Here is a 25,838-nt window from a genome sequence, read left to right as displayed (position 1 = left end):
CGCGCGAGGCGCTGAGTCGCGACCAGGACGTCGTAGCGACGACCGGAGGACGACGGACATGGGGGCCTGGACACCCGAGGCGGAGCCGAGCAGCACCGGCGGCGCCGCCGTGACCCTCGTCGAGGGGTCGTCGTTCTGCATCAGCACCCCGAACGGCGACCTCAGCGGCGCGGGCCCGCACGGGGTGTTCTTCCGTGACACCCGCATCCTGTCGAGGTGGGAGCTGCGCGTCGACGGCGAGACCCCCGAGCCCTTGGCTGCCATGACACCGGCGCCCTACCGGGGGACCTTCCTCGGGCGGCTGCCGCGTCGCACCGGCCGGACCGACACGAACCTCGTCGTGGAGCGTGACCGACGCGTGGGCAACGGGGTGCGGGAGGACCTCACCATCCGCAACTCGGCCGGCGAGCCGGCGGGCTGCACGGTGACGATCGCCGTCGAGGCGGACTTCGCGGACCTCTTCGAGGTCAAGGACGGCCGCGTCCAGGCGCGGGGGGAGCGGCGCGCCCAAGGCGAGGGCGAGCGCCTGGTGCTCGACCAGCGCTGGCGCGACCAGCACCGCGGCGTGGTCGTGGTGGCGCCCGGCGCCACGGTCGACGCGATGCCGAGCGCGTCCGACAGCGCAGGCGTCATCCGGTACGACGTCGTCGTCCCTGCGCGGGGCGCGTGGACGGCGTCGATGCTCGTCCAGCCCGTGGTGGACGGCCAGGACGTCGAGCCCTCCTTCCCGCTGGACCGCCCGCTGAGCGAGGCGTTGCCCGCCCAGCGCCTGGAGCGCTGGCAGGAGAGCACGCCGCTCGCGACGGCCGGGCACGAGGGGTTGCAGCGCGTCCTGAGGCGCAGCCAGCAGGACCTCGGCGCCCTGCGCATCTTCGACCCGCAGGACCCGTCCATCGCCGCGGTCGCCGCCGGCGCGCCGTGGTTCATGGCGCTGTTCGGCCGCGACTCGCTCCTGACCGCGTACATGGCGCTGCCGGTCGACCGCAGCCTGGCGCTGGGGACGCTCCGCACGCTCGCGCGCCGCCAGGGCCGCGTCACCGACCCGCTCACCGAGGAGGAGCCCGGGCGGATCCTGCACGAGGTCCGTCTCGGGGTCGAGTCCGGACTGTCGCTCGGCGGCGGGAGCACCTACTACGGGACCGTCGACGCGACGCCCCTGTTCGTCGTGCTCCTCGGGGAGCTCGCGCGGTGGGGTGCCGAGCCCGACGAGGTCGCGGAGCTGCTGCCCCACGCCGACCTGGCGCTCGAGTGGGTCAGGCGCCACGGTGACCGCGACGGGGACGGTTTCGTCGACTACAAGCGGGCGACCGACCGCGGGCTCGCGAACCAGGGGTGGAAGGACTCCTGGGACGGGATCACGTTCGCCGACGGGACCCCGGCCGCCGCGCCGATCGCGCTCTGCGAGGTGCAGGGGTACGTCTACGACGCCTACCGCAGCCGCGCCGAGCTCGCGCGCCTGGTGGGGGAGGAGGACGTGGCGCGGACGTGGGACGACCGCGCGACGGCGCTCAAGGTCGCGTTCAACGAGCGGTTCTGGCTCCCCGAGCGCGGCTGGTTCGCCCTCGCGCTCGACCGGGACGGTCGTGCGGTCGACTCGTGCGCGTCGAACATGGGGCACTGCCTGTGGAGCGGCATCGTCGACGAGGACAAGGCTCCGCACGTCGTCCGCCACCTGCTGTCCCCGGCGATGTTCAGCGGCTGGGGCGTGCGCACGCTCAGCACCGAGATGGGCGCCTACGACCCTGTCAGCTACCACAACGGCTCCGTCTGGCCGCACGACAACGCCTTCATCGTCGCCGGCCTCATGCGCTACGGCTTCGTCGAGGAGGCGCAGCGCGTCGCCGAGGGCGTGCTCGAGGCGGGCCTGCACTTCGGCGAACGGCTGCCCGAGCTCTTCTGCGGCTTCGACCGGGAGGAGTACCCGGAGCCGGTCGCGTACCCCACGTCGTGCTCGCCGCAGGCGTGGGCGGCCGCCGCGCCCGTGCACCTCATGCGCACCCTGCTGAGGTTCGACCCGCACCTGCCGCGCGGAGAGCTCTGGGTCGACCCGGTGCTCCCCGCGGCCTTCACGCCGCTGCGTGTGGACGGTGTGGCGCTCGGTCAGTCGAGGATCGACCTCGACGTGTCGGCGGACGGCACGGTGGTCGAAGGCGCGCCTGCGGGCGTGGAGGTGCGCCACGCGTGGTCCCGGAGCCCGGACGCGGCGACGCGGTCCTGACGGGTCCCGGGGCGCGCCCCCCGAGGAGGGTCCTGGGCGCGCGGGACGGCAGGGGCGAGCGGCCGACGTCCACGGCACGCGTACGCGCGGTCAGGACGCGCGTCGGCGGTGCTGGCTGGTCTGCCGGTAGTGCGGCGGCGGGCCGAACTGGAGCTCCCGGTAGAGCCGGACGTGCTCGGCCACCATCCGCTCGGTGCTGAACCGGCGGCCGACGACCGTCCGGCACGCCGCGCGGTCGAGCTGCGGCGCCTCCAGGAGCGCCGCGGCGAGCCGGAGGACGCCCGAGCGCAGGAAGCCGGTGACGCCGTCGTCGACGATCTCCGGTGCCGAACCGACCGGCGTCGCGACGACGGGTGTGCCCGTGGCGAGTGCCTCGATCATCACCAGACCGAACGGCTCCGCCCACTGCATAGGGTTCACGAGCGCGCACGAGCCCCCGACCAGCTCCAGCTTGTCGACGTAGCCGAGCTCGCCGACGAACTCCACCACCGAGCACAGCAGCGGCCGGACCTCGGCGTCGAAGTACGCGCGCTCGGCCGGCTCGCGCAGCTTGGCCGCCATGCGCAGCGGGACGCCCGCCGCGCGGGCCACGAGCGCGGCCTCACGCGGCCCCTTCTCGGGGCACATGCGTCCCAGGAAGCTCGCGTAGCCGCCGTCGCCGCGGCCGACGGGCACCGACTCGACGTCCAGGCCGTGATGGATCACGCCCGCCAGCGGGACGCCGACCGCACTGGCCGCCTGGTCGTGCGAGATCACCACGAGGGCGACATCGCGCATCGCACGGTAGAGCGGGCCCAGCGACGCGTCGAAGGGCCCGTGCGCAGTCGTCACGACGCGTGCCCCTGCCGGGCGGTGTCGGTACAGCGGACCCGAGATGGTGTGGTCGTGCACGACGTCCACGTCGGCCATGGCCGCGTAGCTCGTGACGACATGCCGCAGCTCGGTGAGCGCCCCGGCGGACACCGGTGCCTCCCGGGCCGCCTCGTCCGTCCCGGCGACCCGCGGCACCGGGCAGGTGCTGTTGGCCGCGGCGGCGAGCAGCACCTCGTGACCGGCGCGGACGAGACCCCGGGCCAGCCGGTCGACGACGGACTCCGTACCGCCGTAGGCGGGGGGTGGCACGGGGACGCCCGGAGGAGCGATGAGACCGATGTACATGAGGGCGACGTCCTTCGTGGCGGGGGCCGCGCGTGGCTCGCGCCGGGCTCGTGCCGCCATGACACCTGACGTACGCCCTCGGGGACATCGGCAGTGCGACCCATTCCGGCCGTGCCGCTGCGTCACCACCGGCCCGGCGGTTCTGCCCGCTCGGGCAACATGCGTGCGCGTTCCGCTGCGCGCGCGCCCTGGACGCTCAGGCCGTCGCGCGCCGTCATGGTGCTCGGGGACCCAGGAGGGCGAGTGCCGGTCCACGAGCGCGGTGACCAGGGCGCGAAGCGCACAGGCGGCGCCACACCCGCGAAGCGGGCGGCGCGACGCCCGAGAGCGCCGTCGAGGGCGCTGTCGTCGCTGCGGCCCGAGGACGTCATCGGCCTCCAGCGGGACGCCGGCAACCGCGCCGTCGCGACGTACGTCCAGCGGGAGCTCGACCCCGAGTCGCTCGCCGGCGTGCACGCGCGCGAGCCGATCCCGACGAGCGGACCGGACATCCGGCCCGCGCTGCAGGCCAGGTACCCGGCCCTGCTCGGCGCCCTGACGCGCGAGCAGCTCGAGCAGTGGCAGAAGGTCGTCGACCACTACACGATCGCGTGGCACGTCGACGCGCGGCTGCGGAGGCTGTGGGACGACTTCGCCTACTACGGCGCGGTGCGTGAGCAGCACCCGGACTACGTGAAGGAGCGGCGCCGGCTGCTGCGTGCCGTGCCGTCGAAGCCCGACGAGCGCCTCCCGGTCGACGTGCGGCTGCTGCTCGCCGACGACGTGCGGCAGCCGCCCGAGTGGGACGTCAAGGCGGAGACCGAGTTCCGGCAGTGGGCCGTCGAGCAGATCACGAGGCAGCCGCTCGAGCTGAACCTGCGCCCGACGCCCGGTGAGGCGCTGGGGCAGCACCCGATGCCCGGGATCGTCCACAAGACGAAGGGCTTCGTGACGGCGGACGACCTGCGCAACGACTACCCGGAGGAGTACGCGAGGCGCGTCTCGAACCGGGAGGAGCTCGCGAAGCTGCGGGAGGCGCTCAAGGAGACGACCGAGGTGTGGCACGAGCTCCATCCGATGCACGTCGAGCGCAGCGCGATCAACGCGCGGCGGATCGGGTTCGGGGTCGTCCGGCACATCTCCGAGGCGCTCGGGGAGGGCAGCCAGGCGTACCCGTCGCTGCGCATCTGGGACCAGCCGCGCCAGCTCATCGAGCAGGCCTGGCCGCTGCTGCGCGAGCGCAAGTACGAGCTCGCGGTGCCGCTCATCGCCATGGCCGAGCAGTCGACCGCCGACGCGGCGACGAGGTTCTCGGCTTACGAGAACCGTGTCATGACAGGCGCGGGCACCGCCGTGAAGTGGCTCAACCGGCTCAAGACGACCGGGACGATCGCCGCGGGGATCGCCTCGGGCGGGCTCGGTCTGACGGGGTCCGCCCTCGTCGCCGGCGGCTACACGCTCACGCAGGAAGGGCTGGGCCGGGCCGCCGAGATGCACTACGGCCAGCGCAAGGACCTCGGGCTCGCGAGCCTCGTGCAGGCCGCCGGCGTGAGCGCCGTCATGACCTACCTCGGTGGCGCGCTGCAGGCCCGGTTCCAGGTCGCGATCAAGGCGCGCATCGAGCGGATCCCCGACCTCGCAGGCACGAAGCTCGCCGAGCTCACCGCGAGCGCGATGGCGGCCGGCACCTCGTCCGTCTACATGACGGCGACCGAGACCGCGCTGAAGGCCGTCGTCGAGGGCAAGGCCCTGCCGAAGAACGCGAGCGAGCTCGCCGACCTCATCGTCGACGGCGTCGTCGAGAACGTCGCGATGGACCTCGGCCTGGCCCGCGTGAACAGCCGGGTCGCGAAGGAGTACGAGGCGTGGCGGGGCGGCTCGCGCGGGCCCGCGGTCACGGTGCCCGAACCGACCGGCCGGGGCGACGCCGCGCGTGCCGCGCCCACGGTCGACGTCCCGGGCACGGCCGGCAGCGGGAACGGCAAGGTCCCAGCCGGCCGGCTCTCCGACGTCGCCGTGCGCGCTCTCCTCACCGAGGCCGGCGGGTGGCAGCGGCTCCACGCCGAGCTGCAGGGCGGGACGGGCCTCGGTGCGACGCTGCCGCTCCCGGAACGTCAGGCGCTCATCGCGCGGTTCGAGGCGCATCGCGAGGGCCTCGCGCGCAACGCGGGCACGGTGTTCGACGGCACGGTCCTCATCGTCGAGACCGGTGCCGGTCGCCAGGTCGAGGTGCACTTCACGGGCGACGACGCCGGGCAGCACGTGAAGGACGCGACCGAGTACCTCGACGCGAAGTCGCCGGGATGGGCGAAGCAGACCGACGTGCGGCTCGTGGCCGATCCGGCGTCGACCACGTCGCCCAAGGCCACGACCGGCGGACCGGGCGCCACGGACGCCGCCCAGATCGTCGAGCGCCTCAGCCCGGAGGCGCGAGCGCTCGCCGCGGAGTTCGTCGCCGTCTACGAGGGCTACCTCACGATGGACCCCCACGCGCGGTTCGACGTCCTGCTCGGGATCGCGAACCGGCAGCTCGTCGCGGCGGGCGCGCCGCCCCTCATCCCGAACCACATCCACAACCCGAGGCCCGAGCAGTACGGCCGGCAGCCCGCCAAGGAGTGGGAGCTGCAGATCAACCTCGGCCTGGTCTCGCAGAAGCGCCCGACGCCCCTGGAGTTCGCGGCCGCGTGCGACACGATCGCGCACGAGGCGCGGCACGCGCTCCAGTGGTTCCGCATGGTCCGGCTGCACATCGAGCGCACGATGCCCGGAGCGACGTACGCCCAGGTGCAGCGCGCGTCCGCGCAGGGAGACCCGGTGCTCAGGCGGTTCGACCCGCAGACCGTGAAGGCCGCCTGGGAGGCGCAGACCGGCGGCCGCGCAGCGGAGTCGTTCACGGCGGGAGACCTGCGCCACCAGGAGGCGTCGGCGTTCTACGACAGCGTGTTCGGCCAGAACCGGGCGCATCGCGACGACGTCTACGCGAAGCTCGACACGCGCGTGAACGAGGTCGACGTGGCGCTGCGGCGCCTGCGGCTCATGGAGGGACTGCGCCTGCCGGCGAACGACCAGCGGCTGATCGACGCACGGGACCGCTACCGGGAGGCGGTGGCGGCGCAGAGCAAGGCGCACGACGCGTACGAGATGCTCATCGAGGAGATCGACGCCCGCACGCACGGCCAGGACGTCGCCGCCGCCGTGCTCCTGGACGCCCGCATGCTGCCGCACCTGCGGGAGGCGACGCGCACCACCTACCGCGCCTTCCTGGACGCCGACCGCGCGACCCTCAACGTCTCCCGTGTGGGACGGGGCACCCGGGCGGACGCGCGGGCGACGGCGTTGCGCCGCTACGAGGAAGCCGTGGAGGCGCTGCACCGGCTCGAGAAGCGCATCGAGGCGACGGCGGCTGCGCGTGCCGCGGACCAGACGGACGCGTGAACCTCGTCGCGACGGACAGGTTGGCGAACGGTTCGTCGGGGGAGTACGGGACGCTGGAAGCGCCCGTTCGCGCACCCGCCCGGGAGATGCCGACCCCGAGGATCGATCCCGTAGTCGCCGACACGGTCTCCAGCACCCGGGCGCCGATGGCGCGCAGGCGCGTCGCTCCTCGGCGTGGCGACGCTGCTCGCGGCGTGCGCGACGCCTGTCGGCCCCGTGGCGTCGCGGCCCACCGGTGCGACGCGTGTCGACGGGACGGCCTTCGCCGGTCTTCCGCGTGCGGCTGCCAGCCGTTCGTCGCCGTCGTCCGGGTCAGATCTGCCGCCGTCTCGCACCAGTCGGCGAAACAGCGCGTGGTCTGCGAATCGATGAGGCCGGAGCCTCATCGAGGCCGTGCAGCGATCAGCACCTGCGACCGCTGTCGTTCAGTGAATCCGTGGGGAAGACGCGGGCGTCGAGTGGGGGTGGCCCGCCCGCGCCCTGGTCCAGCACGCACCCGCCAGCAACCGAGTCCTTCGCGCTGCTCGTGATCATGCGGGTGTCACATCCCTCGGCGACGACGAGGTGGCCGTCGTCCGCGAGGCCGCGGGCGGCGCGGAGCAACTCCGGCTCGCCCCGTCGTCGGTCTGGACGGGGCGTCCGCGTTCGGGCTGGGGATGCGGCGGGCGAAGCCGAGCAACGGGCCGGCAGGGCCTCCGCGTGGGTCGTCAACGCCGCGGCATCGCCATTCCGGCCTGGGCCGGGGCGAGTGTCGTGGGCCGCCTCCCCGCGCCGCGAGCGCGAACAAGAGACGTCCGCACGCAGCGTGTCGACGACCGGAGCGGCACGGCGCAGCTGCCGGCCGCCGTCGACGCGGATCAGGCTCCTCTTCCTCGGCCGAGGCCCGCCTCCCGCGCCCTGACGATGGCGTGCGCGCGGTCAGCCACCTGGAGCTTGGTGAGGATGTTGGAGATGTGGTTGCGCACGGTCTTGTCGCTGAGGTGAAGGTGCCGGGCGATGTCCCGGTTGCTGTTTGCGCGGGCCACCAAGTCCAGAACCTCCCGCTCACGGGCGGTCAGCTCGGGGAAGGGGACGCGGGCGGGCGCCAGGTTTCCACCGAAGAGATCGAGCACCCGGCGGGCGACCGCCGGCCCGAATATCGCCTCCCCGTTACCGACGGCGTGGATGGCCCGCACGATCTCCGCCGAACCGGCGCCCTTGAGGACGTAACCTCGAGCCCCCGCCTGGATCGCGGTGAAGACGGAGTCGTCCTCGTCGAACATCGTGAGCACGAGGACGGCGATGTGCGGGCTGGCCGCGGTGATCGCACGGGTGGCCTCCACCCCGCTGACTCCCGGCATCTTCAGGTCCATCACGACGACGTCTGGCTGCAGGTCGAGCGCCAGCTCGATCGCGGTCTTCCCGTCGGCCGCGGCCGCCACCACCAGCAGGCAGGCATCCTCTTCCAGCGCGGCTCGCAAGCCGTCCCGGTACATGGGGTGGTCGTCGACTATCAGCACGCGGAGTGCCTCGGTCATGTGGGTGCCTCCAGCGGTAGACGGGCGCGCACGAGGGTGCCCCGACGGTCCGAGCCATCGATGACGCAGACTCCGCCGACCTCCACGGCACGCTCCACCATCGAGGACAGACCGACGCCCTGTCGGTGCTGCGGCGGTATGCCGTGGCCGTCGTCGGTGACCTCGATGCACAGGCAGTCGTCGAACCCCACGCGCACGACGCACCGGTGCGCACCGGAGTGACGGACCACGTTCGTCAGTGCCTCTCCCACGATCCGGTAGGCGGCCACCTCGATGGCAGCCGGGAGCGACGGGGTGGTGGCGGGGGCGCTCACGTCGATGGCCAGACCTCCTGTGCTCGAGGCCGTCTCCGTCTCAAGACGGCGGGCGTCCAGCCGGATCGCCTCGACGAGCCCGAACTGGTCGAGCACGGGCGGGCGCAGATCGTGCGCGAGCCGGCGCACGTCCTCGATCGTGTCCTGCAGATCCGTCCCGATCTGCGCAAGCAGCGTCGCGACCCGGTCGGGCTCGGCCACCCGCCGCCGAGCGGCGTCGACCTCGAGCGCGACCGCCGCGAGTGTCGGGCCAAGCCCGTCGTGCAGGTCTCGCCGAAGCCGCCGCCGCTCCTCCTCCCTCGCCGCGAGGACACGCGCGCGGGAGCGCCGAAGGTCGTCAGCGAGGAGGAAGGCGTGCGCAGCCACGCCGGCGTGCTGTGCCAGGTCGGTTAAGAGCCGCCGGTCGGCCGAGGTGAGTTCTTCGCGAGCGGACCGAGGTGCGGCGAGCAGTACGCCCACCTGCTCGCCCTGGTGCGTCAGCGGGAACCCCTCCGCGGCGGACGCCGGTTGACCCGAGGAAGCCCCCGGGACGGCCTCGGTGCCCCGCTGCAGGGTGATGGCCACGTACGGAAGACGCAGTGTGACGGCGACGGACTCCACGATGCCCGCCAGCACGGACTCTGGGTCGCCCGCGGTCTGGACACGATGGCCGAGTTCGGCGAGCACGGCGTACGGGTCGCCGCGGCTGCCGAACGTGAGTCGGTCGACCGCCTTCTGCACGCGAGTTCGTACGGGCAGCACAAGCAGGGCGACGGCCGCCGTGGCCAGCGCGTGGGCGGCAGCCTCGAGGTGACCGGCGAGAATGACCGAGCTCGTCACGACGACCACCGTGTAGACGGCGAACAAGCACACGCTGATGGTCACGTAACGCAGCGTTCGATTGATGACCCTGTCGACGTCGTACAGGCCGTGGCGAAGCATGGCGATACCCACGGCGACTTGAAGCGCAGCGAACTGGGTGAAGGCCAGCACAGCAAGCAGCCAGTACGGAACGAACTGCTCGGCGAAGCCGACCACGGCGAACGTCGGTGCGAACCACGCTGCCCCGAGCGCGAACCACTTCAGCTGGCGGCGCTGGACCCCGTCCGCTCGGCGCCAGCGAAGCGGAACGGCGACGGCCGCCACGACGGTCAGCGCGAACGTCACGGCGACTCCGGCGTTGAGCACGCCAAGCCAGACCGCCCCGATGGTCCCTTCAAGCTCGGCCTGCGGCGTGAACTGTCCGTCGTCCTCGTGCGGTATCAACGCGACCGCCGTGATCATCACGGCCCCGGTTCCCAACACCGCCCACGGGACCCAGTGCCACCGCCGCGACGGCGGCCGGCCGTCGGGAAACAGAAGCAGGATGAAGATGACGCACGCCAGCGCCACGATGAACGCCCATGCCACGACGAAGTCATCGGCCGAGCCGGTGCCATCGGGCAGCGTCCGTGAGAGGGCGTCGACGCCCATGATCAACCCGGTAGACATGCCCAGGCCCAACCACACCCAGCCGTAGGGCATCCGCGGGGAGCGGGAAACGATCAGCGCTCCCAGGATCGGCGCGCCGACCAGGCCAAGTATGTTCGCTACGCCGTACCACCACGGCTGCGGTTGCGCCGGCTGCTGGATCGCCAGCACCGGGACATCCGAGAGCAGCAACAGCAACGCGGCGCCGCACACCACCCAGCCGGCGACCTTGAGGTGCGCGTCCGAGATCCGCCGCAGGACGGCTCCCCGCCCTGAGCCGGCCACCGGAGCCTGCGCCGACGTCATGCTCGAAGGCTGACACCGTGTGTGTCCCGGTGTCACGGGACGCCGGTCGCAGTGTGGGCGGGACACGTCGACGACCGCGTACCACCCCAGGCGTCCGCACGGGGTCCCGTGAGGTCCGTCGACCGCACTGGTCCGACGCGGCTCGAGTTGCACAAGCGACCCCCTGGCGGGCCAGAGAGCCGTGGGTACCGGGAAAACGTCCCCGGACAGATGGGACCGACGCCCCTGCCGTCCGGGCCGCGGCGACTCGCACGATCAGCCCGAAGCGACACACCACACGAGCACAGGCAGGAGACGGAACCATGGCTCCAAAGTCCCGCACCATCGTCAGAGGGCTGCTCGCCGCCGCCCTCGTCACCGGGATCGGAACGGCGACGACCGCCCCCGCTGCCGCAGCGCCGCTCGCGAGCTCGGTCGTCGGTGCAGCCCCCCGGATGAAGACCGTTGCGGTCTTCCCCGACCCGCTCACGTGCAACCTTGTCGGCCTCGCGACCGGCGGCCAGTACGAGTGCCGGTTCGTGTGGTTCCTCTGGGCGCTGGACGTCCCAGTCTCCTGACGCCGATGCGCGCCGGGACGGTTGAGCCGCCCCGTCCCGGCGCCGCCGGCCGAGCCTTCCTAGCCATGCCGTATCGAACCGTAGGGAGTCGACGATGTCCGGGCCGCTCCGCCTCCTGTCGCGCCGAAGCACGGGTCGGCTTCACAGCGCCTCACATGTCGGACGATGCGTCCGGATCGTCGCCGTCGTCCTGGCCGGCGCCCTGGCGCTCTCCGCATGTTGGCCGTTCACGACGTCCGGCTCATCCTCGACTGCCAGCCCGACCACCAGTCGGACCGCGACCGCCGTCCCGACCTCCACGCCGACGAACGATGCCTCGACGAGCCCTAGCAGCGCACAGGGACGGATAGATGAGGCGCAGGCGGCGGGAGAGCTCACGGCATCCGAGGCCACGCTGTACCGGTTCTACTTGGCCGTGGCTGACCCACGACTCCCGGCGCACTTCCGGCCCCGATCCGGAGAGAAGGTCGGTGAGCTGTCCCCGGACGCGCTGAGCGGCTGGGAGTCGCTTCCCGATGACGTTCGGGAAGCAATCAACCCCGTGCTGATCCCGCCGTTCCACGCAGGAAGCTGGTGGGACCTCCGGCACACGAACGAATTGGCCCAGCCGGCCAGGGCCGGCGTCGGCGGGCTCGCCGTGCGAACTGCTTCCTACCGGACGTCCCTGGGCCCAGGATGCGGCATCTATCAGCCGGTGCTCGGCTCGTGGTCGAATGTCACCGCCGCCGCTGCCCGTGTGCGCGTCTGGTTCCCGAAGAGGGATCCCATCGCGAAGCCATACGCCGAATTCGTCGCGCGCACACTCGACACCTCCGTGTGGCCGGCGCTCGAAGGCCTTCTCGGTACCGTTCCTCAGCCGGACGGGGGTTCCACGCTTCCCTGCCGAGGTGGGGACGACGCCTTGGACGTCAGCATCGTCGACGAGGACAGCGGCATCTTCACCATGTCGCACGCCCCGCGCTGCCACGACACATCCGTCTTCATCCTGCTGCCGAAATCCGCGACACCGAGCAGCTGGGACGAGTCCAACGTGGCGCATGAGTTCATGCACGCCTTCGTCGCCGCGCTACCCACCGTCGACGGGTGCATCGCTTCTCGTTGGATGGACGAGGCCCTCGGGGCGTGGGCCGAGGACTTCGCGATCGCCCACGACCACGACCACGAGCACGCATACGCGTACCAGGTCATGAGCACCACGCACGAGACGTTCGTCGAGCGGGGCGTCTGGGCCAGGCTCCGGAGGCCGGTGCGGGCGTACGGTGGCTACCTCCTCTTCCAGCACCTCGTCGAACGACTGGGGCCGGCGGTCGTCGCCGAGATTGTGCGCACCCGCGAGCAGCTCCCCGATCACGAGGCCATCGACGAGGCGGTGCCTGGCGGCTGGCGCAAGCAGTGGCCCTTGGTGTCGAGCGGCCTGTGGAACCGGGACCCCGTGGCCGACTTCACCAACGCCGACCACCTCCAGTCCGTGCCGCCCGCGTTCACCGCGGCCGGCCTCCCGGCAACCGGCCCAGGGAGCATCAGCCATGCGTTGCACGTCGCGGGCGACGGAGTGCAGCGCGTTGCGGTCTCCGGTGCGGTGGCCCCGCTCGCAGTCCACTTCTACCGGTTCGTCTTCGACGACCCTGACGCGCGTTGGATTGCTGTCGACCCGGGGAACTACCTCATGGACGACGGATACACCACTGACCCCGACGCCTCGGTGACGGCGCTGGTCCAGACGGGTGGGGTGTGGACGGCCGAGGACTGGACGATCAGAGAGCAGGCATCGTTCGGGCTCGAGGAGGGTGTGCGGTTCTTCTGCCGCGACATCCCAGCGGAGCACGTCGAGCGGCTGGTCCTCGTCGTCAGCAACAGCAGTCTGGACCGGAGCCTCACACCGCAGGACGACAGGCCGCCCTCGGTCCGATCGTCCACGGCGGGATGTGCCGGGTACAGAGGTGAGAGCCATGCTCAGTCGACCTTTGTCGACCCCGGAGCGGAGGACATGGTTCCGGGCCGGATGACCGTCGACATCCCAGAGGTGACATGGTCACGGCCCGCCGGGGCGCGGACAGGCGCTTCCATCGAGCTGGAGGTCCACGGCCAGGCGAGCTGGAAGGTGGAGGAAGGGCCGCAGAACTACATCGACGGAGGCAGGTGCTACGCCACAGGTGCCGGCGTGGCCGAGGTCGCCGACGGTTCGCTCAGGCTCTTCTGGGACCTGTACGACGACCTCGTCAGATACGACTTCGGGTTCTACATCAGGCCGCAGGACGCGGTCGTGCGAGTGCGGCCTGCTGACGACGACGAATGGTGCCCAGCCACTTCCGGGATGCTCCTGTACGACGGGGGCACAGACGCACGGACGGAGGTCGGTCGGTCGGGCCGCCTCGAAGGGGTGCTGGACACGCCGATGACGAGCGCGGCATGGGTCCTGCTCGATCGTGACGTCATATGGAGCTTCACGCCACACCGGCCGTGACGAAGGATGGGTATCGAGAGCGCGCAGAGCGAAACCACCTCGAGCGCGTGAACACTCGGAGTGGACGATCCGCAGCGAGGACTGGTCGGCTGTGAGCAGATGCCGTAGGCCAGGGGAGAGATGCGCGCGTTGCACAACGACAATGTCGAGCTTCTGGCGACGGCCGCTGAGCGGTGGGGATTGCTGCAGGCTCAGATGACCTCGCCCCGAGCCGCGGGTGCCACCTCCGCTACCGAACGGACAGCGGGCCGGGGTCGCGGCCGCGGAGGCGCTGCCTCAATAGGGGCCCGATGGAGCGCATGCGGCGAGCAGCAGTAGAGCGCCATCGCGCCGCCGCGGGATCCGCCCGCGCAACCAGACCGCCCGCGATACCACGCTCGAGGCGCTGGGCATTCGCGTTGCCCAACTCTCGTCCGCGACGCTGGAGACTCTGACGCCTACCGACCGCCCCGGCGTGTAGTTGTGTGGGTGCCGCAGGTCCGCATCACCCCTCGACCTCGCAAACTGTGCCAGCGCGGGCCCCGGAGATCACCCGCGGGGCGTCTGCTGCTCGCTCTGGTCGGGCCCGCGGGCAGAGCGCCTGCGACGGCGTCGAGGCCAACAGCGACGCGGACCCCGCACAGGTGCGACGCGCCGGGCACGTGCGACTTGAACCTGCGACCTCCCTGACCGCGACGCCGCAGGCAGCGCGTGACTGCTCGCACCCGAGAAGCGGACGGCGTCGTCGAAACGCGGGGAAGACGTGGCCTAGGCCTCGCCCGTCAAGAGTCAGGCCTGGTGAGACACCGTCTCACCAGGCCTGATCTGTCGGGCTGACAGGATTTGAACCTGCGACCCCTTGAAGCATCCAGGCGTCGCCGGTTGGATCTGCTGTCGTCTTGCACCAGTCAGCGAAACAGCGCGTGGTCTGCGAACTGATGAGGCCGGTGCCTCATCGAGGCCGTGCAGCGATCAGCACCTACGACCGCTGTCATTCAGTGAATCCGTGGGGAAAACGCGGGCGTCGAGTGGGGGGCCCGGGCCCGCCCGCGAGCCCTGAACCAGCATGCACCCGCAGGCAACCGAGTGCTTCGGTCTTCACCCGGCCGCCCGGTTCCGAACGGCTCACGGTCGCGCGCCGTCGGAGTAACTTCCGACCAAAGGAGGGCGAGCATGGGCTTTCGCGTCCGCAAGTCGTTCAAGGTGATGCCCGGCGTACGGATGACTGTCACGCCACGAGGCGTCTCCACATCGGTCGGGGTCAACGGCGCGCGCGTTCGAGCGCATTCGTCGGGCCGGGTGACGGGCACAGTCGGCATCCCGGGATCCGGGGTCTCGTATACGACCTCTGCGGGCGGCGCGAGCCGAGCCCGCACTGGTGCTCCACCCCGTGCGGTCGCCCCGGTGTCGGCACCGAAGCCTGGGATGCTGGCGCCGAGGTGGGAGAAGGCCCTGCACGCTGCGGCGGTGCTCCAGCGCGATCCCGGCGCTGTGCAGAGAGTGGCCGCTGGCCATTCCGAGGCGCAGCGGACTGCTGCTCTGCTTGAGGCCCTCCTGGGTGCGTTGCCGAGCAACGATGTCGCCCGTGTTCAAGAGCTCCTCGGCTGGCTCTGGCGCGAGGGGTACGAGCCCGCGACAGACCCGTTCCTGTCCCGGTATCTCCCTCAGGCGGCGCTCGCCCTGGAGATCACACCGGAGATCAGCGTTGAGCTCCCTCTGACACGGGACACCATCGGCCTGACGCTCGCTGAGGCGCTGCAGTCTGCCGGCGATGTACGCGGCGCATCCGACATCGTCGAAGAGGTGACGCCCTCCACGGTTGCCGCTGTGTCGTTGGCCGAGCTCTACGCCGAGCAGGCGCGCTGGGCAGATGTGATCGCACTGACCGACGGGGTTGCGAACGAGGACGAGGCGTCAATGTACCTGCTCGTCCAGCGAGCAGTGGCGCTGCGTTCAACGGGCAACCCGGGTGCGGCGCGGGAAGCGCTGAAGGAGGCGCTCCGGCTTCGTTCGAGGCCTGCCCAGTTGCGGCACCGGGCCCTCGTCGAGCGGGCCTACACCTACCTGGCGGAGAACAAGCGGGCGATGGCTCGCAAGGACCTCGAGAAGGTTCTCGCCGAAGATTCGTCCTACCCCGGTCTGGCAGAGGCGATGGCTGAACTGCCTCGAGAGTGACGCGAGCGACGAGGTACTCGTGACGGGTACGAGATCGGAGACCTAGACGCCGTGCCAGAGGCGCGCACGGCGAGCGCCTGGACTTGATGAGATGCGGATGCGCTCGGTCACGCGGCGGCGTTCCGTGCGGAGGACCACATGCAACGACGTCGTCTCACGTTGATCGGAACATCTTGGCGAGCGAGGCGGCCAAGCCCTGGTGCGACGCGTCCGCTGTCTCGTCGGGGTCCGGCTTGAGGAGCTCCTCCCGACGCCGGGCGTATGCCTCCGCCCGAGCCTCCCACGTCGGCGCGTGCACATGCAGCGAGGCGAGTGTCGGTCCTGCGACGAGCACCAGGATCCCGATCACGAGCGCGACTCCGATGGCCCAGGCGATCGCAGCACCGACGACGGTCGGCCACGCACTCGACGAGCGCGTTGCGGATGCCCACCCTCCTATCAGCAGTCCCAGCAATGCGCCGACCGAGCCGCTGAGGAGCCACATCGCGAACTGGCCACGAGTCGAGTGCTGGGCGGCGATGGCGCGACCGCGTCGTTCCCAAATGAGCGCCTCGTCGGGCTGCGTCACGGTGGCGGGCGCCGGGAAGTCAAGTACGGACTGCTTCCGCAGCCATCGGCGAATCGTGAACTTCCACGGGCCAGCGAAGCCACTCAGATGATCGGCGGCGAGCGGAAGGTCGGCCCACCGGTGCAGTCGGTCCAGCACAGCGGCGTTCGGCGGCTCGGGTTCGATCGGGGCGTCCACAGGGGGATGCTCGCATGCCCCTCCGACGCCCCGAGCGATACCAGGCGGAAAGCGACCACGCCGATCGCCAGCGTTTGGCCACGCGCAGCCGTTCCGCGTCTGAGCGGTCGGGCGGTACCACTAGCGCGCGTGGGATAGAACGTGTGTTCGATATGCTGCGTTGGTGAGCGTTGGTCGAGACCCGCGGACGGTCGTGAACCGCGAGGTTCCGCGGGATGTGCCTTCAAGGCCACAAGGAGACATCCCGGTCGTCGCTCACGTGGTCTGGTCCGACGGCAGCGACGAGTGGCGTGCGGCGAGGGCGGTGCGGTGGACGAAGACGCACGTGATGGTCGCGTGGCTGGAGTTGACGCCCGGCCCGCGCTCCGAGCGATACGAATGGCTGAGGGCGGCGGATGTGGCTCGCAGCGTGAGCTGGTTCGTCACGCCGCCGGTTGCAAGCGGACCGTCGTAGTTGCCCGCCCGCCGGGGCTCAGCAGCATGCCGCCTCGGCAAGCTAGGGCAGCGCGATCGCCATCGGTTGCGCGTGCTCGCCCCAGCTGTCGCGACTTGATGACGCGAGGCTCGAGGCCGGCGCCCGTCGGAATGAGGGCTGAACCGCCGTCGCGACAGCGGCGCTGAAGCGAGAGAGCGTGCCGTCGACGTGGTCTCGCGGGGCGCGGGCGAGGGTGGTACCTCCGACGAGCTTGGCTTCCGCGAGGGATGCATCCTCGCTGAGTGCCTCTCCCGAGAGGCTTCTGACGTCGACCCAGAGATGTCCTGCTTGCGCGAGCCGATTGAAGGAGGCGGAGCACCACGAGGCGCTCTCGGCCAGTGCGGCGCAGCCCGCGTGGAGGGTCCCGCCGAGAGCCCGTTCGGCGGGCCGGGCCGACAGTCCGCGGTCGCCGTTCACCCTGCCGCGCGGCACGAGGGCGGTGAGCAGACGACGAACGGCCACCAAGTCACTGTGGACGTCTTGCGACCGCGGCGCCGTGTCGGCGTACGTCCTCAGGTCGGTGAGCAGCTCTAGCCAAGCCCGCGCACGGCCGACCTGGAGGTCGCCGGCCGGCAGGGCGTGCGCGTGCAGGTCGAGCCCGTGGAACGCGGCGGTGTGCACCGACAGGTGGAGCCCGACCTGGGCGATGTCGACGAGGGTGGCGGTCGAGTAGTCCGGGTGCTGGCGCAGGTCCCAGGCGGCGCGGCGGATCCGAGCGACGCGCTCGGCGAGCTCGTCGACGGCTGTGGCGGCTCGGATGGTCGTGCTCGCAGGCGAGAGGCCGTCGAGCTCTGTCGTCGTCGCTCCCGTCACCTCCGCGGTGCGCACGACGTCCAAGGCTGCTCGATGCGCCCGGTCGGCCGGCGGCAGCCAACGACCGATCTGGCTCCATCGCAGCCCAGCCTGCCCGGCTCGGAGGGCCAGGGCGTCCTGGGTCGCGAGCAGTGTCGCGGTCATACCACCGAGACGACCGAGTGCGCCTTGGCGGGCGACGTCGTCCCAGACGAGGGCGGCATCGGGAGTCCATCCGCTGCCATCGATCGTCACGTGCGAGGCGATCAGGTCGGAGGCCGCGCGGATGTGCGTGCGTGCGACAGCCCAGGCGTGCTGTCGTCTAGGACCCCCGTCGGTGATCGGAGCGTCGCCGGGTGCCGGCGGCAGTGCGTCGACCATGGTGAGGGCCGCGGCTTCGACGGGGTGAGGATGAGCTGACGCCCTGACGCCGGCGACGCGGGCAGGGGAGATCAGCGCCCAGGCGTGGCGCCGTGCGGCGTCGAGAAGATCGAGGTAGGCGGCGACAGTCAGACTCGCGTCTTCCTTGCCGTCGAACCGGTGGCCCTCGACCTGGCGCCGACCCTCGGCGAGATGCGCAGCGGCAGCGTCCATGAGCGCGCCGTAGGTCGCGGCGTTCATGCCCGGCATCGCCTGAACTCGTCCTGCGCGCTGACGATGCGTCGGAATGCTCGGCCGAGCGTGCTGAGCTCGTCCTGCTCGCAGTTGTCCCCGCCGGCGGCGAGGAGCCGCCGAGCTGCCTCGTCGACGACCTCTTCGAGTACGCGGCGCGCGTCTGCTGTGTCGTCGTCGGGGAACAGCGCGGGGAGCGGGTGGTGTGACGAGTCGCTCCTCAGGGAGGGCCGTGCCCACTCGAGCTCTTCGCGAGCCTCGCCGAGGTCGAGCGCAGCGAATGTCAGGTCAACGCTTGAACCGAGTGGCGCGCTGAGGCTCAGTCGGATGGCGGCGTGCCCCGCGATGTCGAGCAGAGCCCAGAGGCCGTCCCAGCTCAGGTCACGACTCTCGATGAGCCGCTGAGCCGGCTCGCGCCATGACGACGTCATCCCGACCACCTCCACGGGCGTGGTCGGTCCACGCCCACGACGACGGTCGGGCCAGCGGCTACTCGGCCGCAGTTACGGGATGGGCACTTGTGGACCGATGCGTCGTCACGTGCTGGTGTGCACCACGCGCAGCCAGACGCGACGCAGGTCGCGTGCCGGCGCCGGTCCGGCGTGGTCAGTCTCGGAAGGGGAGTGCCTCCGCAACGTCCCAGGAGGGATTCGGGGTGCTACGGCGACGCCCGCCGGTCGCTTCACCTGGCGTCGGCTCCCCGTCGCGGGGCTGCTCCGCGGGCTGCTGCGAGCAGCTCGTCTCGCGGGACGACCTTCACGCGCTCACGGCCCTGCGGTGCTCCCAGTGCTCGCTCGTACGCGTCGAGCAGCAGCCAACCGGACCACTCCACGTGCTCGACACCTCGCTCGACGAGCCACTCCGTCACGGCCTCCGGCTCAGGCGACGCGGCCTGCTCGAGCCCAGGGGCATCCTCGAGCAGCCGTGCGATCGTTTCCGACGCGTCCGACTTGGTGTGGCCGATGAGGCCGACCGGGCCGCGCTTGATCCAGCCCGTCGCGTACACGCCCGGGATGTGCTCGCCGTCGACGTCCACGACGCGACCCTCGCGGTTCGGGATGACGCCCGCGACGTCGTCGAACGGGATGTCGACGAGCGGCGAGCCGAAGTAGCCGACCGCCCGGTACACGGCCTCGACGGGCCAGTCGTGCGTCTGGCCGGTGCCGGTGACGTTGCCGTCACCGTTGAGCGCGGTGCGCTCGGTGCGCAGCCCGACGACCTTGCCGTCCTCGCCCAGCACCTCGACCGGCTTGTGCAGGAAGTGCAGGTGGATGCGGCGGCTGGCCGTGAGCTCCTCGGGCTCCTTGAGCGTCCAGTCCGTGAGCGTCTTGACGACCTGCTTGGTCTGGTTCGAGGAGTGGATCGCGGCCATCGAGCCCTCGTCGAACTCGAAGTCCTCGGGGTACACGATGACGTCGACGTCCGGGACGTGCCCGAGCTCGCGCAGCTCGAGCGGCGAGAACTTCACCTGCGCGGGGCCGCGACGCGCGAAGACGTGCACGTCGGTGACGGGCGACGCCTTGAGGAGGTCGTAGACGTTGGCCGGGACCTCGGTCGGGAGCAGGTCGTCGGCGTGCTTGGCGAGGATGCGCGCGACGTCCAGCGCGACGTTGCCCGCGCCGAGCACCGCGACGTGCTGGGCCTCGAGCGGCCAGGTGCGCGGGACGTCGGGGTGGCCGTCGTACCAGGACACGAAGTCCGCGGCACCGTAGGAGCCGTCGAGGTCGATGCCCGGGATCGGCAGGGCCGCGTCGCGGATCGAGCCCGTGGAGAAGATCACCGCGTCGTAGAACTGGCGCAGGTCGTCGAGCTTGAGGTCGGTGCCGTAGTCGACGTTCGCGAGCAGGCGGATGTCGCCGCGCTCGAGCACCTTGTGCAGCGCGACGATGATCTGCTTGATGCGCGGGTGGTCCGGCGCGACGCCGTAGCGCACGAGCCCGAACGGCGCAGGGAGGCGCTCGAACAGGTCGATGCTGACGTCGAGGTCCGTCTTCGACAGGATGTCGGCGGCGTAGATGCCGGCCGGTCCGGCGCCGACGACGGCGACGCGCAGCGCGCGGCCGTGGGTGCGCGCGGGCGTGGTGGTGTGCGACATGGCTTCTCCGATCGGGTGCTGGCGTGAAGGGCGAGGAACCGCGTCGCGTCACATGCGGTGAGCCATGGGCAGCAGGAACATCCAGACGTTGATCGCGCCGAGCAGCACGATGATCACGAGGTACGGCGCGAGCGTGGCCCGTCGCCGCGCCACCGTCCGGTAGCGGCGGTGCGCGATCCGGCGGGCGGTATAGATCGAGCCGGCTAGGCCGAGCGCGAGTAGGACGAACTGCAGGACCTGGATGGTGCTGGTGCTCACGAGCGCGGCGTCCGCTCCCGCGCTCTGCCGGCCGAACAGCGCGGCCACCGTGTAGAAGACGGACTTTCCCTCGGCAAGCAGGTGGAACAGGTTGTGCGCGAGGTGCCCGGCGACGTCAAGCGGGATGAGCGCGTAGCCGAACCTCGCGAAGTTCATCTTCGTGTCCTCGAGGTTCGCGCCGGCCGCGACGCGTGAGGCGAGGGCAAGGAGAGCTACGGGCACGGTGACGGCGACCGCGAACGCGGCGGTGAAGATGACGGCGTAGCTGGTGATGCCGGTCGTGCTCTCGATCCACGCGAGGAAGTCGTTCCAGACCTCGAGCATCGTGATGTTCTGGATCAAGACGATGCCCATGATCGCCATGGCGAGGTAGGACTGCTCGAGCTTCGGCTTCGTGATGAACCACAGCTCGCTCGTGGGCTTACGCAGGCGGACCTGGATCGCGTCGTTCGGGCACGCCTTGATGCAGTTAGCGCACAGGTTGCAGTTCGCCGAGTCCTCCATGGTGCGGGGGAACGTGAACAGCGGGCAGCCGGCGACCTTGTCGTTGCCGTTGTAGCAGACGGCCCTGGCCTTGCAGGTCTTGCAGATGCCGGTGTCCGCCCGCAGCTCGACCATGCCGACGCGCGCATAGTTGCCGGACAGGCCGCCGAGGAAGCACAGGTAGCGGCAGAAGGTCCGCCGCTGGAAGAGGGCGCCCGACGCGATCACCGCGGTGGTGAGGATCAGCAGGAGCACCCCGGAGCCCCACGGAGACTCGACGACGCCCCACACGTGGTCCGCCCAGGTGATCGCGAGGAACGACGCGTCGATGATCCAGATCCCGTAGTTCTTGAGGAAGTTCGGGACCGGGCGGTTGACGCCCACCCAACTCTGCACGAAGTCGGAGATGGCGCCGAACGGGCAGACGGCGCACCAAAACCGGCCGAGCAGGACGAAGACGATGGGGATGACCGGCCACCACAGCACCCACATGAGCGCGGTACCCGCGTTGTCGTGAGCCGAGTCGGGCCCGACGAGGAGCTGGTAGGCGACGAGCCCGAAGACGGCCGCCACGGGAATCTGCAGGATCTTCGGGTACCAACCGCTCCGCAGCGTCCTGGCGACCCAGGGGATCGTCATGAGGTTTCGGCCCGGGCGGGGCGGCGTGAGGTCAGGTCCGGGGTCGACGTCGGGGTCGAGGTCCGGCAGGTCCGCCGGCGGCGGGGGAGTGAGGGTCGGGGTGGCCATCGTCTTCTCCGGTCAGGCGGTCGTCGGGGCAGCGGACGCGTGCGGACGGTGTCGTGGGCGAGCGTTGCCTCGGCGGCGGAGGACCGCGGCGACGATCAGGACGGCGCCGTTGACGACCGCGAAGGCGCCGAGCACGAGGGCGCGCGGGCGCTCCGGGGCCTGGCCGCTCGCGCCGTGGTCGTCTCCGACAGCGCCGGCGCCGGACTCGTCGTGCTCGTGGCCCGGGGGCGTCGACGTGGTGTCGTCCGCCGCGTGCTCGTCGTGCCCGTCGGTGCCGTCGGTGTCGTCGTCGCTCATCCCGGCCACGTCGTCGCCGTGGTCCATCCCCGGCATGTCGTCCATACCGGCCATCTCGTCGTCCGTACCGCTCATGTCCCCGTGGTCCATGTCGGACATGTCGCCGTGATCCATGCCGGCCATCTCCGCGTGTGCGTCCGGCGCCGTGGCTGTGGGGCGGGGAGTCGTCGAGGGGGTGGACGACGAGGTCGGCAGCGGGTCGCCGTGGACGTGGGGAGCGGGGTCTTCGCCGGCGTGGACGCCCGCCGCGCCGAGGACGACTTCGGCGCCGGGGTGTGGTGCCAAGCCGGCAGGTGCGGCGCTGGATCCGGCGGCGATCAGCGGCGCGACGGCCGCGAGGGCGACGCCGAGCCGGACGAGGGTGGGCGACATCGCGGTCCTCCTCGGGACGGGTGGTTGCTGGTGAACCTTCGTCCTGGGGGACAGGCGCGACATGGGACTTGTAGTCCCGGGCGGCCCTCCTCTATCGAATCTTCATCATGCCGACAGGAGCCGTACCGGCCTGGGCCGCGAGCGACGACGCACCACCGCGGCCAGACCACCCGTCTTCAGCGAATCTTCGTCCGCCCGCGACCCGAACCGCGTGGCTGTAGGGCGATCGTGAGTGCATGCCGATCGGGCGATGTCCGGCGGCCGAGTCCGAGCGACGAGGGAGCGAGTGACCGTGGACAGGAAGCGATGGATGAGCGCCCACTCACCGGCAGGCCACCTGCTGATGATGGTGGGGATCGGGGCAGGCATCTTCGCGGTCCTGGTGGTGACCGGTCGGTCGTGGAGCGACGCACTGTCGTACGCGGCGCTGCTCGCGTGCCCCGTGATGCTCGTCGTGATGATGCTGATGATGGGGCGCCACGGGCACCAGCACGACCCGCACCACGACTCGTCGTCGACTTCTGAGCGCCAGGGGGCGCCTCGCACGTAGGCGTCGACGGCGCCTGCACCACGCGCGACGAGCCGCCCAGGTCCTCAGGACGTGGGCGGCTCGCTTCGTGTGCGGGCGAAGGTCAGCTGTCGAAGGAGGTGCTGACGGCGTCGAGCTCTTCCGCCGGCACGCTGCTCGCCGAGACCGCCTGGAAGCGACGCAGCCGCAGGCTGTTCGTCACGACGAAGACCGACGAGAACGCCATGGCCGCGCCCGCGATCAACGGGTCAAGGAAGCCCGCCACGGCCAGCGGGACAGCGGCGACGTTGTAGGCGAATGCCCAGAACAGGTTGCCCTTGATCGTCGACAGCGTCTTGCGCGACAGGCGCACGGCGTCGACAGCGACCCTGAGGTCGCCGCGCACGAGCGTGAGGTCGCTCGCTTCAATGGCGACGTCGGTGCCGGTCCCCATCGCGATGCCGAGGTCCGACTGCGCGAGGGCTGCGGCGTCGTTGACGCCGTCACCGACCATCGCCACGACGCGTCCACGCGCCTGCAGGTCTCGGACGACCCGCACCTTGTCCTCGGGCATGACTTCCGCGACGACCTCGTCGATCCCGACTTCACGCGCGATCGCACGCGCGGCCCGCTCGTTGTCGCCGGTCAGCAGGACCGGCGTCAGGCCGAGCCCTCGCAGTTCCTGGACGGCGCTGGCGGACGTCGGCTTGAGGGTGTCCGCGACGACCAGGAGGCCGCGCAGCTGACCGTCCCAGCCGACGCCGATCACCGTTCGTCCCGCCGACTCGGCAGCATCGACCGCGCGTTGCAGCTCCGCGTCCGCCGGTTGCGCCCACTGGTCCGCCAACCACCCGACGCGCCCTGCGGCGACGGCATGGTCGTCCGCCACGCCGTACACGCCCAGGCCTTGGCTGTTGACGAAGCCGTCGACCGCGGGAAGGTCGCCGAGTCGATTGCGCGCCCCGGCGGCGATGGCCCGGGCGATCGGGTGCTCGGAGGCGTCCTCGAGCGCCCCTGCCAGACGGAGCAGCAACTCCTCGCTCGTACCGGCGGCGGGGACGACTTCCAGCAGCTCCATCCGCCCTGTCGTGACCGTTCCCGTCTTGTCGAGGACGACCGTGTCGACGCGCCGGGTCGACTCGAGCACCTGCGGGCCCTTGATGAGGATCCCGAGCTGTGCCCCCCGCCCCGTACCCACCATGAGGGCGGTCGGAGTGGCGAGCCCCAGCGCGCACGGGCAGGCGATGATCAGGACGGCGACGGCCGCGGTGAACGCCATCTCCGGACCGGCGCCGATCCCCAGCCAGAACCCGAGCGTCGCGACGGCGAGCGCGATGATGACCGGGACGAACACGGACGACACACGGTCGGCCAGGCGCTGGACCGGCGCCTTGCCGGTCTGAGCCTCTTCGACGAGCCGCGCCATCTGTGCCAGCTGCGTGTCCGAGCCGACGCGCGTCGCCTCCACGTAGAGGCGACCACCGGCGTTCACGGTCGCCCCGACGACGGAGTCGCCGGGACCGACCTCCACGGGTACCGGTTCGCCCGTGAGCATCGACGCGTCGACCGCCGACGTCCCGTCGACCACCAGTCCGTCCGTGGCGATCTTCTCGCCGGGGCGGACGACGAAGACGTCTCCGACCTTCAGCTCGCCGATCGGGATGCGGATCTCCGCTCCCTCGCGGCGCACCGCGACGTCCTTCGCGCCCATCTCCAGGAGTGCACGGAGGGCTGCCCCGGACCGTCGCTTGGCGCGTGCCTCGAAGTACCGTCCGAGCAGGATGAAGACGGTCACCGCCGCGGCGACCTCGAGGTAGATCTCGTGCGCCCCTCCGCCGCGGGCGGCCACGAGGCTGAAGCTCATGCGCATGCCAGGCGCGCCGGCCGCGCCGAAGAACAGCGCGTACAGCGACCAGGCGAATGCGGCGAGGACGCCGACGCTGATGAGGGTGTCCATCGTCGCTGCGGCGTGGCGCGCGTTGGTCCAGGCGGCTCGGTGGAACGGCAGCGCACCCCAGACGACCACCGGGGCGGCGAGCGTGAGCGACAACCACTGCCAGTTGTCGAACTGCAACGGCTCGACCATCGCGAGCGCGACGACGGGCACGGTGAGGATCGCGGAGACGAGCAGGCGGCGGCGGAGCGCGGCGGTCTCGTCCGGCTCGGCGTCGGCCTCGCCCTCGGCAGGCGGTGCGGGTTGCGCGACCTTCTGCCGAGCCGAGTACCCGGCTGCCTCGACGACTGCCACGGCGTCCTCGACGGACGTGCCGTCCGGCAGCGACACCTTGGCTTTCTCGGTGGCGTAGTTCACCGACGCCTCGACGCCGGGCATGCGGTTGAGCTTCTTCTCGATGCGAGCTGCGCAGGACGAGCAGGTCATGCCGCCGATCTCGAGCTCGAGGGACTGAGTCATGCGTGAGCCTCCAGTCAGCGGTGCTCGGCCGGCATGTCGCCGGTCGGCTCGACGGTGGGCGCCGTGGCACCGGGCTCGAGCGGTCCGAGGACCGCGCCGAGCCCGAGGCCGAGGCCGAGTGACGCGGCCAGCAGGGCGCCGAACCCAGCGAGCCGACCGGCGGTGCTCACGCCGTCGCGCCGGTCAGGGCGTAGCCGGCCTCGTCGACCGCCGCGCGGACGGCGTCGACGTCGAGCGGCTCGTCGCTGGCGACCGTCAGCTTGGACTCGCCACCGGTGACGAGCTCGATCGTCACGTCCTTGACCCCGGCGAGCTTGCTCACCTCGTCGGTGACCGAGGACACGCAGTGCCCGCACGTCATCCCGGTGACCCCGTAGGTGGTGGTGCTCATCTCGACTCCTTCTGGTGGGACGGTGCGTCGACCGGTCGGACGACGCGGGGCGGCGGGGTGCGCCGCACGATGGGGGAGCCCCTAGAGGACCCTTGACCG

19 protein-coding genes and 1 pseudogene are annotated in these 25,838 nt (G+C 71.2%); 7 read left to right on the top strand and 13 right to left on the bottom strand.

The genetic code is table 11. From position 1 onward, the window contains the following. Window positions 1–58: 58 nt before the first annotated feature. Complete coding sequence (locus tag OMK64_RS03615; protein ID WP_272726603.1) at window positions 59–2,218, top strand: amylo-alpha-1,6-glucosidase; 2,160 nt, start codon at window positions 59–61, stop codon at window positions 2,216–2,218. 90 nt (window positions 2,219–2,308) lie between these two features. Here the strand turns inward: OMK64_RS03615 and OMK64_RS03610 are convergent, their stop codons facing one another. Beyond that, entirely contained in the window at window positions 2,309–3,436 is a 1,128-nt protein-coding gene (locus OMK64_RS03610; RefSeq protein ID WP_306469215.1) for a glycosyltransferase family 4 protein, read from the bottom strand. A 183-nt stretch (window positions 3,437–3,619) separates the two neighbouring features. On the opposite strand from OMK64_RS03610, the gene OMK64_RS03605 reads away from it, so the two are divergent. After that, window positions 3,620–6,790, top strand: coding sequence for a hypothetical protein (locus OMK64_RS03605; protein ID WP_272726602.1), 3,171 nt, complete (start codon window positions 3,620–3,622; stop codon window positions 6,788–6,790). Between the two features lie 857 nt (window positions 6,791–7,647). Here the strand turns inward: OMK64_RS03605 and OMK64_RS03600 are convergent. Next, a complete protein-coding gene (locus tag OMK64_RS03600; protein WP_272726601.1) occupies window positions 7,648–8,307 on the bottom strand; it encodes a response regulator in 660 nt (219 codons plus the stop codon). Further along, window positions 8,304–10,376, bottom strand: a complete 2,073-nt coding sequence (locus OMK64_RS03595; RefSeq protein WP_272726600.1) for a sensor histidine kinase — start codon at window positions 10,374–10,376, stop codon at window positions 8,304–8,306. Before OMK64_RS03595 ends, OMK64_RS03600 begins: the two co-directional genes overlap by 4 nt. A 302-nt stretch (window positions 10,377–10,678) precedes the next feature. On the opposite strand from OMK64_RS03595, the gene OMK64_RS03590 reads away from it, so the two are divergent. The 4 genes and pseudogenes from OMK64_RS03590 (at window position 10,679) to OMK64_RS03580 (ending at window position 15,551) form a co-directional block, all read left to right on the top strand. Then, entirely contained in the window at window positions 10,679–10,933 is a 255-nt protein-coding gene (locus OMK64_RS03590; protein ID WP_272726599.1) for a hypothetical protein, read from the top strand. Window positions 10,934–11,027: 94 nt separating this feature from the next. Next, a complete protein-coding gene (locus OMK64_RS03585; RefSeq protein ID WP_272726598.1) occupies window positions 11,028–13,397 on the top strand; it encodes a hypothetical protein in 2,370 nt (789 codons plus the stop codon). Between the two features lie 1,152 nt (window positions 13,398–14,549). Next, window positions 14,550–14,708, top strand: a pseudogene (locus OMK64_RS21185) (DUF4236 domain-containing protein); the annotation flags it as partial. Between the two features lie 135 nt (window positions 14,709–14,843). Beyond that, window positions 14,844–15,551: a tetratricopeptide repeat protein gene (locus tag OMK64_RS03580; RefSeq protein WP_272726597.1), complete on the top strand. Its 708-nt coding sequence runs from the start codon at window positions 14,844–14,846 to the stop codon at window positions 15,549–15,551. 154 nt (window positions 15,552–15,705) lie between these two features. Here the strand turns inward: OMK64_RS03580 and OMK64_RS03575 are convergent, their stop codons facing one another. The 7 genes from OMK64_RS03575 to OMK64_RS03545 all read right to left on the bottom strand — a co-directional run bounded on the left by OMK64_RS03575 (window position 15,706) and on the right by OMK64_RS03545 (window position 22,427). Continuing rightward, on the bottom strand, window positions 15,706–16,296 hold the full coding sequence (locus tag OMK64_RS03575) for a hypothetical protein (RefSeq protein ID WP_272726596.1): 591 nt from the start codon (window positions 16,294–16,296) through the stop codon (window positions 15,706–15,708). Between the two features lie 255 nt (window positions 16,297–16,551). After that, window positions 16,552–16,722, bottom strand: coding sequence for a hypothetical protein (locus OMK64_RS03570; protein ID WP_272726595.1), 171 nt, complete (start codon window positions 16,720–16,722; stop codon window positions 16,552–16,554). A 70-nt stretch (window positions 16,723–16,792) separates the two neighbouring features. Next, entirely contained in the window at window positions 16,793–18,184 is a 1,392-nt protein-coding gene (locus OMK64_RS03565) for a hypothetical protein (RefSeq protein WP_272726594.1), read from the bottom strand. Continuing rightward, window positions 18,181–18,606, bottom strand: a complete 426-nt coding sequence (locus OMK64_RS03560) for a hypothetical protein (protein ID WP_272726593.1) — start codon at window positions 18,604–18,606, stop codon at window positions 18,181–18,183. The genes OMK64_RS03565 and OMK64_RS03560 overlap by 4 nt, the downstream gene beginning before the upstream one ends. Before the next feature lie 251 nt (window positions 18,607–18,857). Beyond that, window positions 18,858–20,270, bottom strand: a complete 1,413-nt coding sequence (locus tag OMK64_RS03555; RefSeq protein WP_272726592.1) for an FAD-dependent oxidoreductase — start codon at window positions 20,268–20,270, stop codon at window positions 18,858–18,860. A 48-nt stretch (window positions 20,271–20,318) separates the two neighbouring features. Continuing rightward, window positions 20,319–21,758, bottom strand: coding sequence for a 4Fe-4S binding protein (locus OMK64_RS03550; RefSeq protein ID WP_272726591.1), 1,440 nt, complete (start codon window positions 21,756–21,758; stop codon window positions 20,319–20,321). A gap of 12 nt (window positions 21,759–21,770) precedes the next feature. Beyond that, complete coding sequence (locus OMK64_RS03545) at window positions 21,771–22,427, bottom strand: hypothetical protein (RefSeq protein ID WP_272726590.1); 657 nt, start codon at window positions 22,425–22,427, stop codon at window positions 21,771–21,773. Between the two features lie 310 nt (window positions 22,428–22,737). Here OMK64_RS03545 and OMK64_RS03540 point away from each other — a divergent pair, with 310 nt between their 5' ends. Further along, the gene (locus tag OMK64_RS03540) at window positions 22,738–22,977 is read left to right on the top strand and encodes a DUF2933 domain-containing protein (protein WP_168676333.1); all 240 of its coding nucleotides are present in this window, start codon (window positions 22,738–22,740) and stop codon (window positions 22,975–22,977) included. 82 nt (window positions 22,978–23,059) lie between these two features. Here OMK64_RS03540 and OMK64_RS03535 read toward each other — a convergent pair whose 3' ends face one another. From OMK64_RS03535 to OMK64_RS03525, 3 genes are read right to left on the bottom strand one after another with little or no spacing between them, the layout of a single operon-like run. Further along, on the bottom strand, window positions 23,060–25,348 hold the full coding sequence (locus OMK64_RS03535; protein ID WP_272726589.1) for a heavy metal translocating P-type ATPase: 2,289 nt from the start codon (window positions 25,346–25,348) through the stop codon (window positions 23,060–23,062). 14 nt (window positions 25,349–25,362) lie between these two features. Continuing rightward, on the bottom strand, window positions 25,363–25,518 hold the full coding sequence (locus OMK64_RS03530; RefSeq protein WP_168676326.1) for a hypothetical protein: 156 nt from the start codon (window positions 25,516–25,518) through the stop codon (window positions 25,363–25,365). Further along, window positions 25,515–25,739 (bottom strand): heavy-metal-associated domain-containing protein, encoded by a 225-nt coding sequence (locus OMK64_RS03525; RefSeq protein WP_130779772.1) that lies wholly within the window; start codon window positions 25,737–25,739, stop codon window positions 25,515–25,517. Before OMK64_RS03525 ends, OMK64_RS03530 begins: the two co-directional genes overlap by 4 nt. Window positions 25,740–25,838: the final 99 nt, after the last annotated feature.

This window comes from Cellulomonas fimi (genome assembly GCF_028527925.1).
GTDB lineage: Bacteria > Actinomycetota > Actinomycetes > Actinomycetales > Cellulomonadaceae > Cellulomonas > Cellulomonas fimi_C.
The sequence above is the reverse complement of the archived record's forward strand: the minus strand, read 5'-3'. Positions and strand labels throughout refer to the sequence as shown.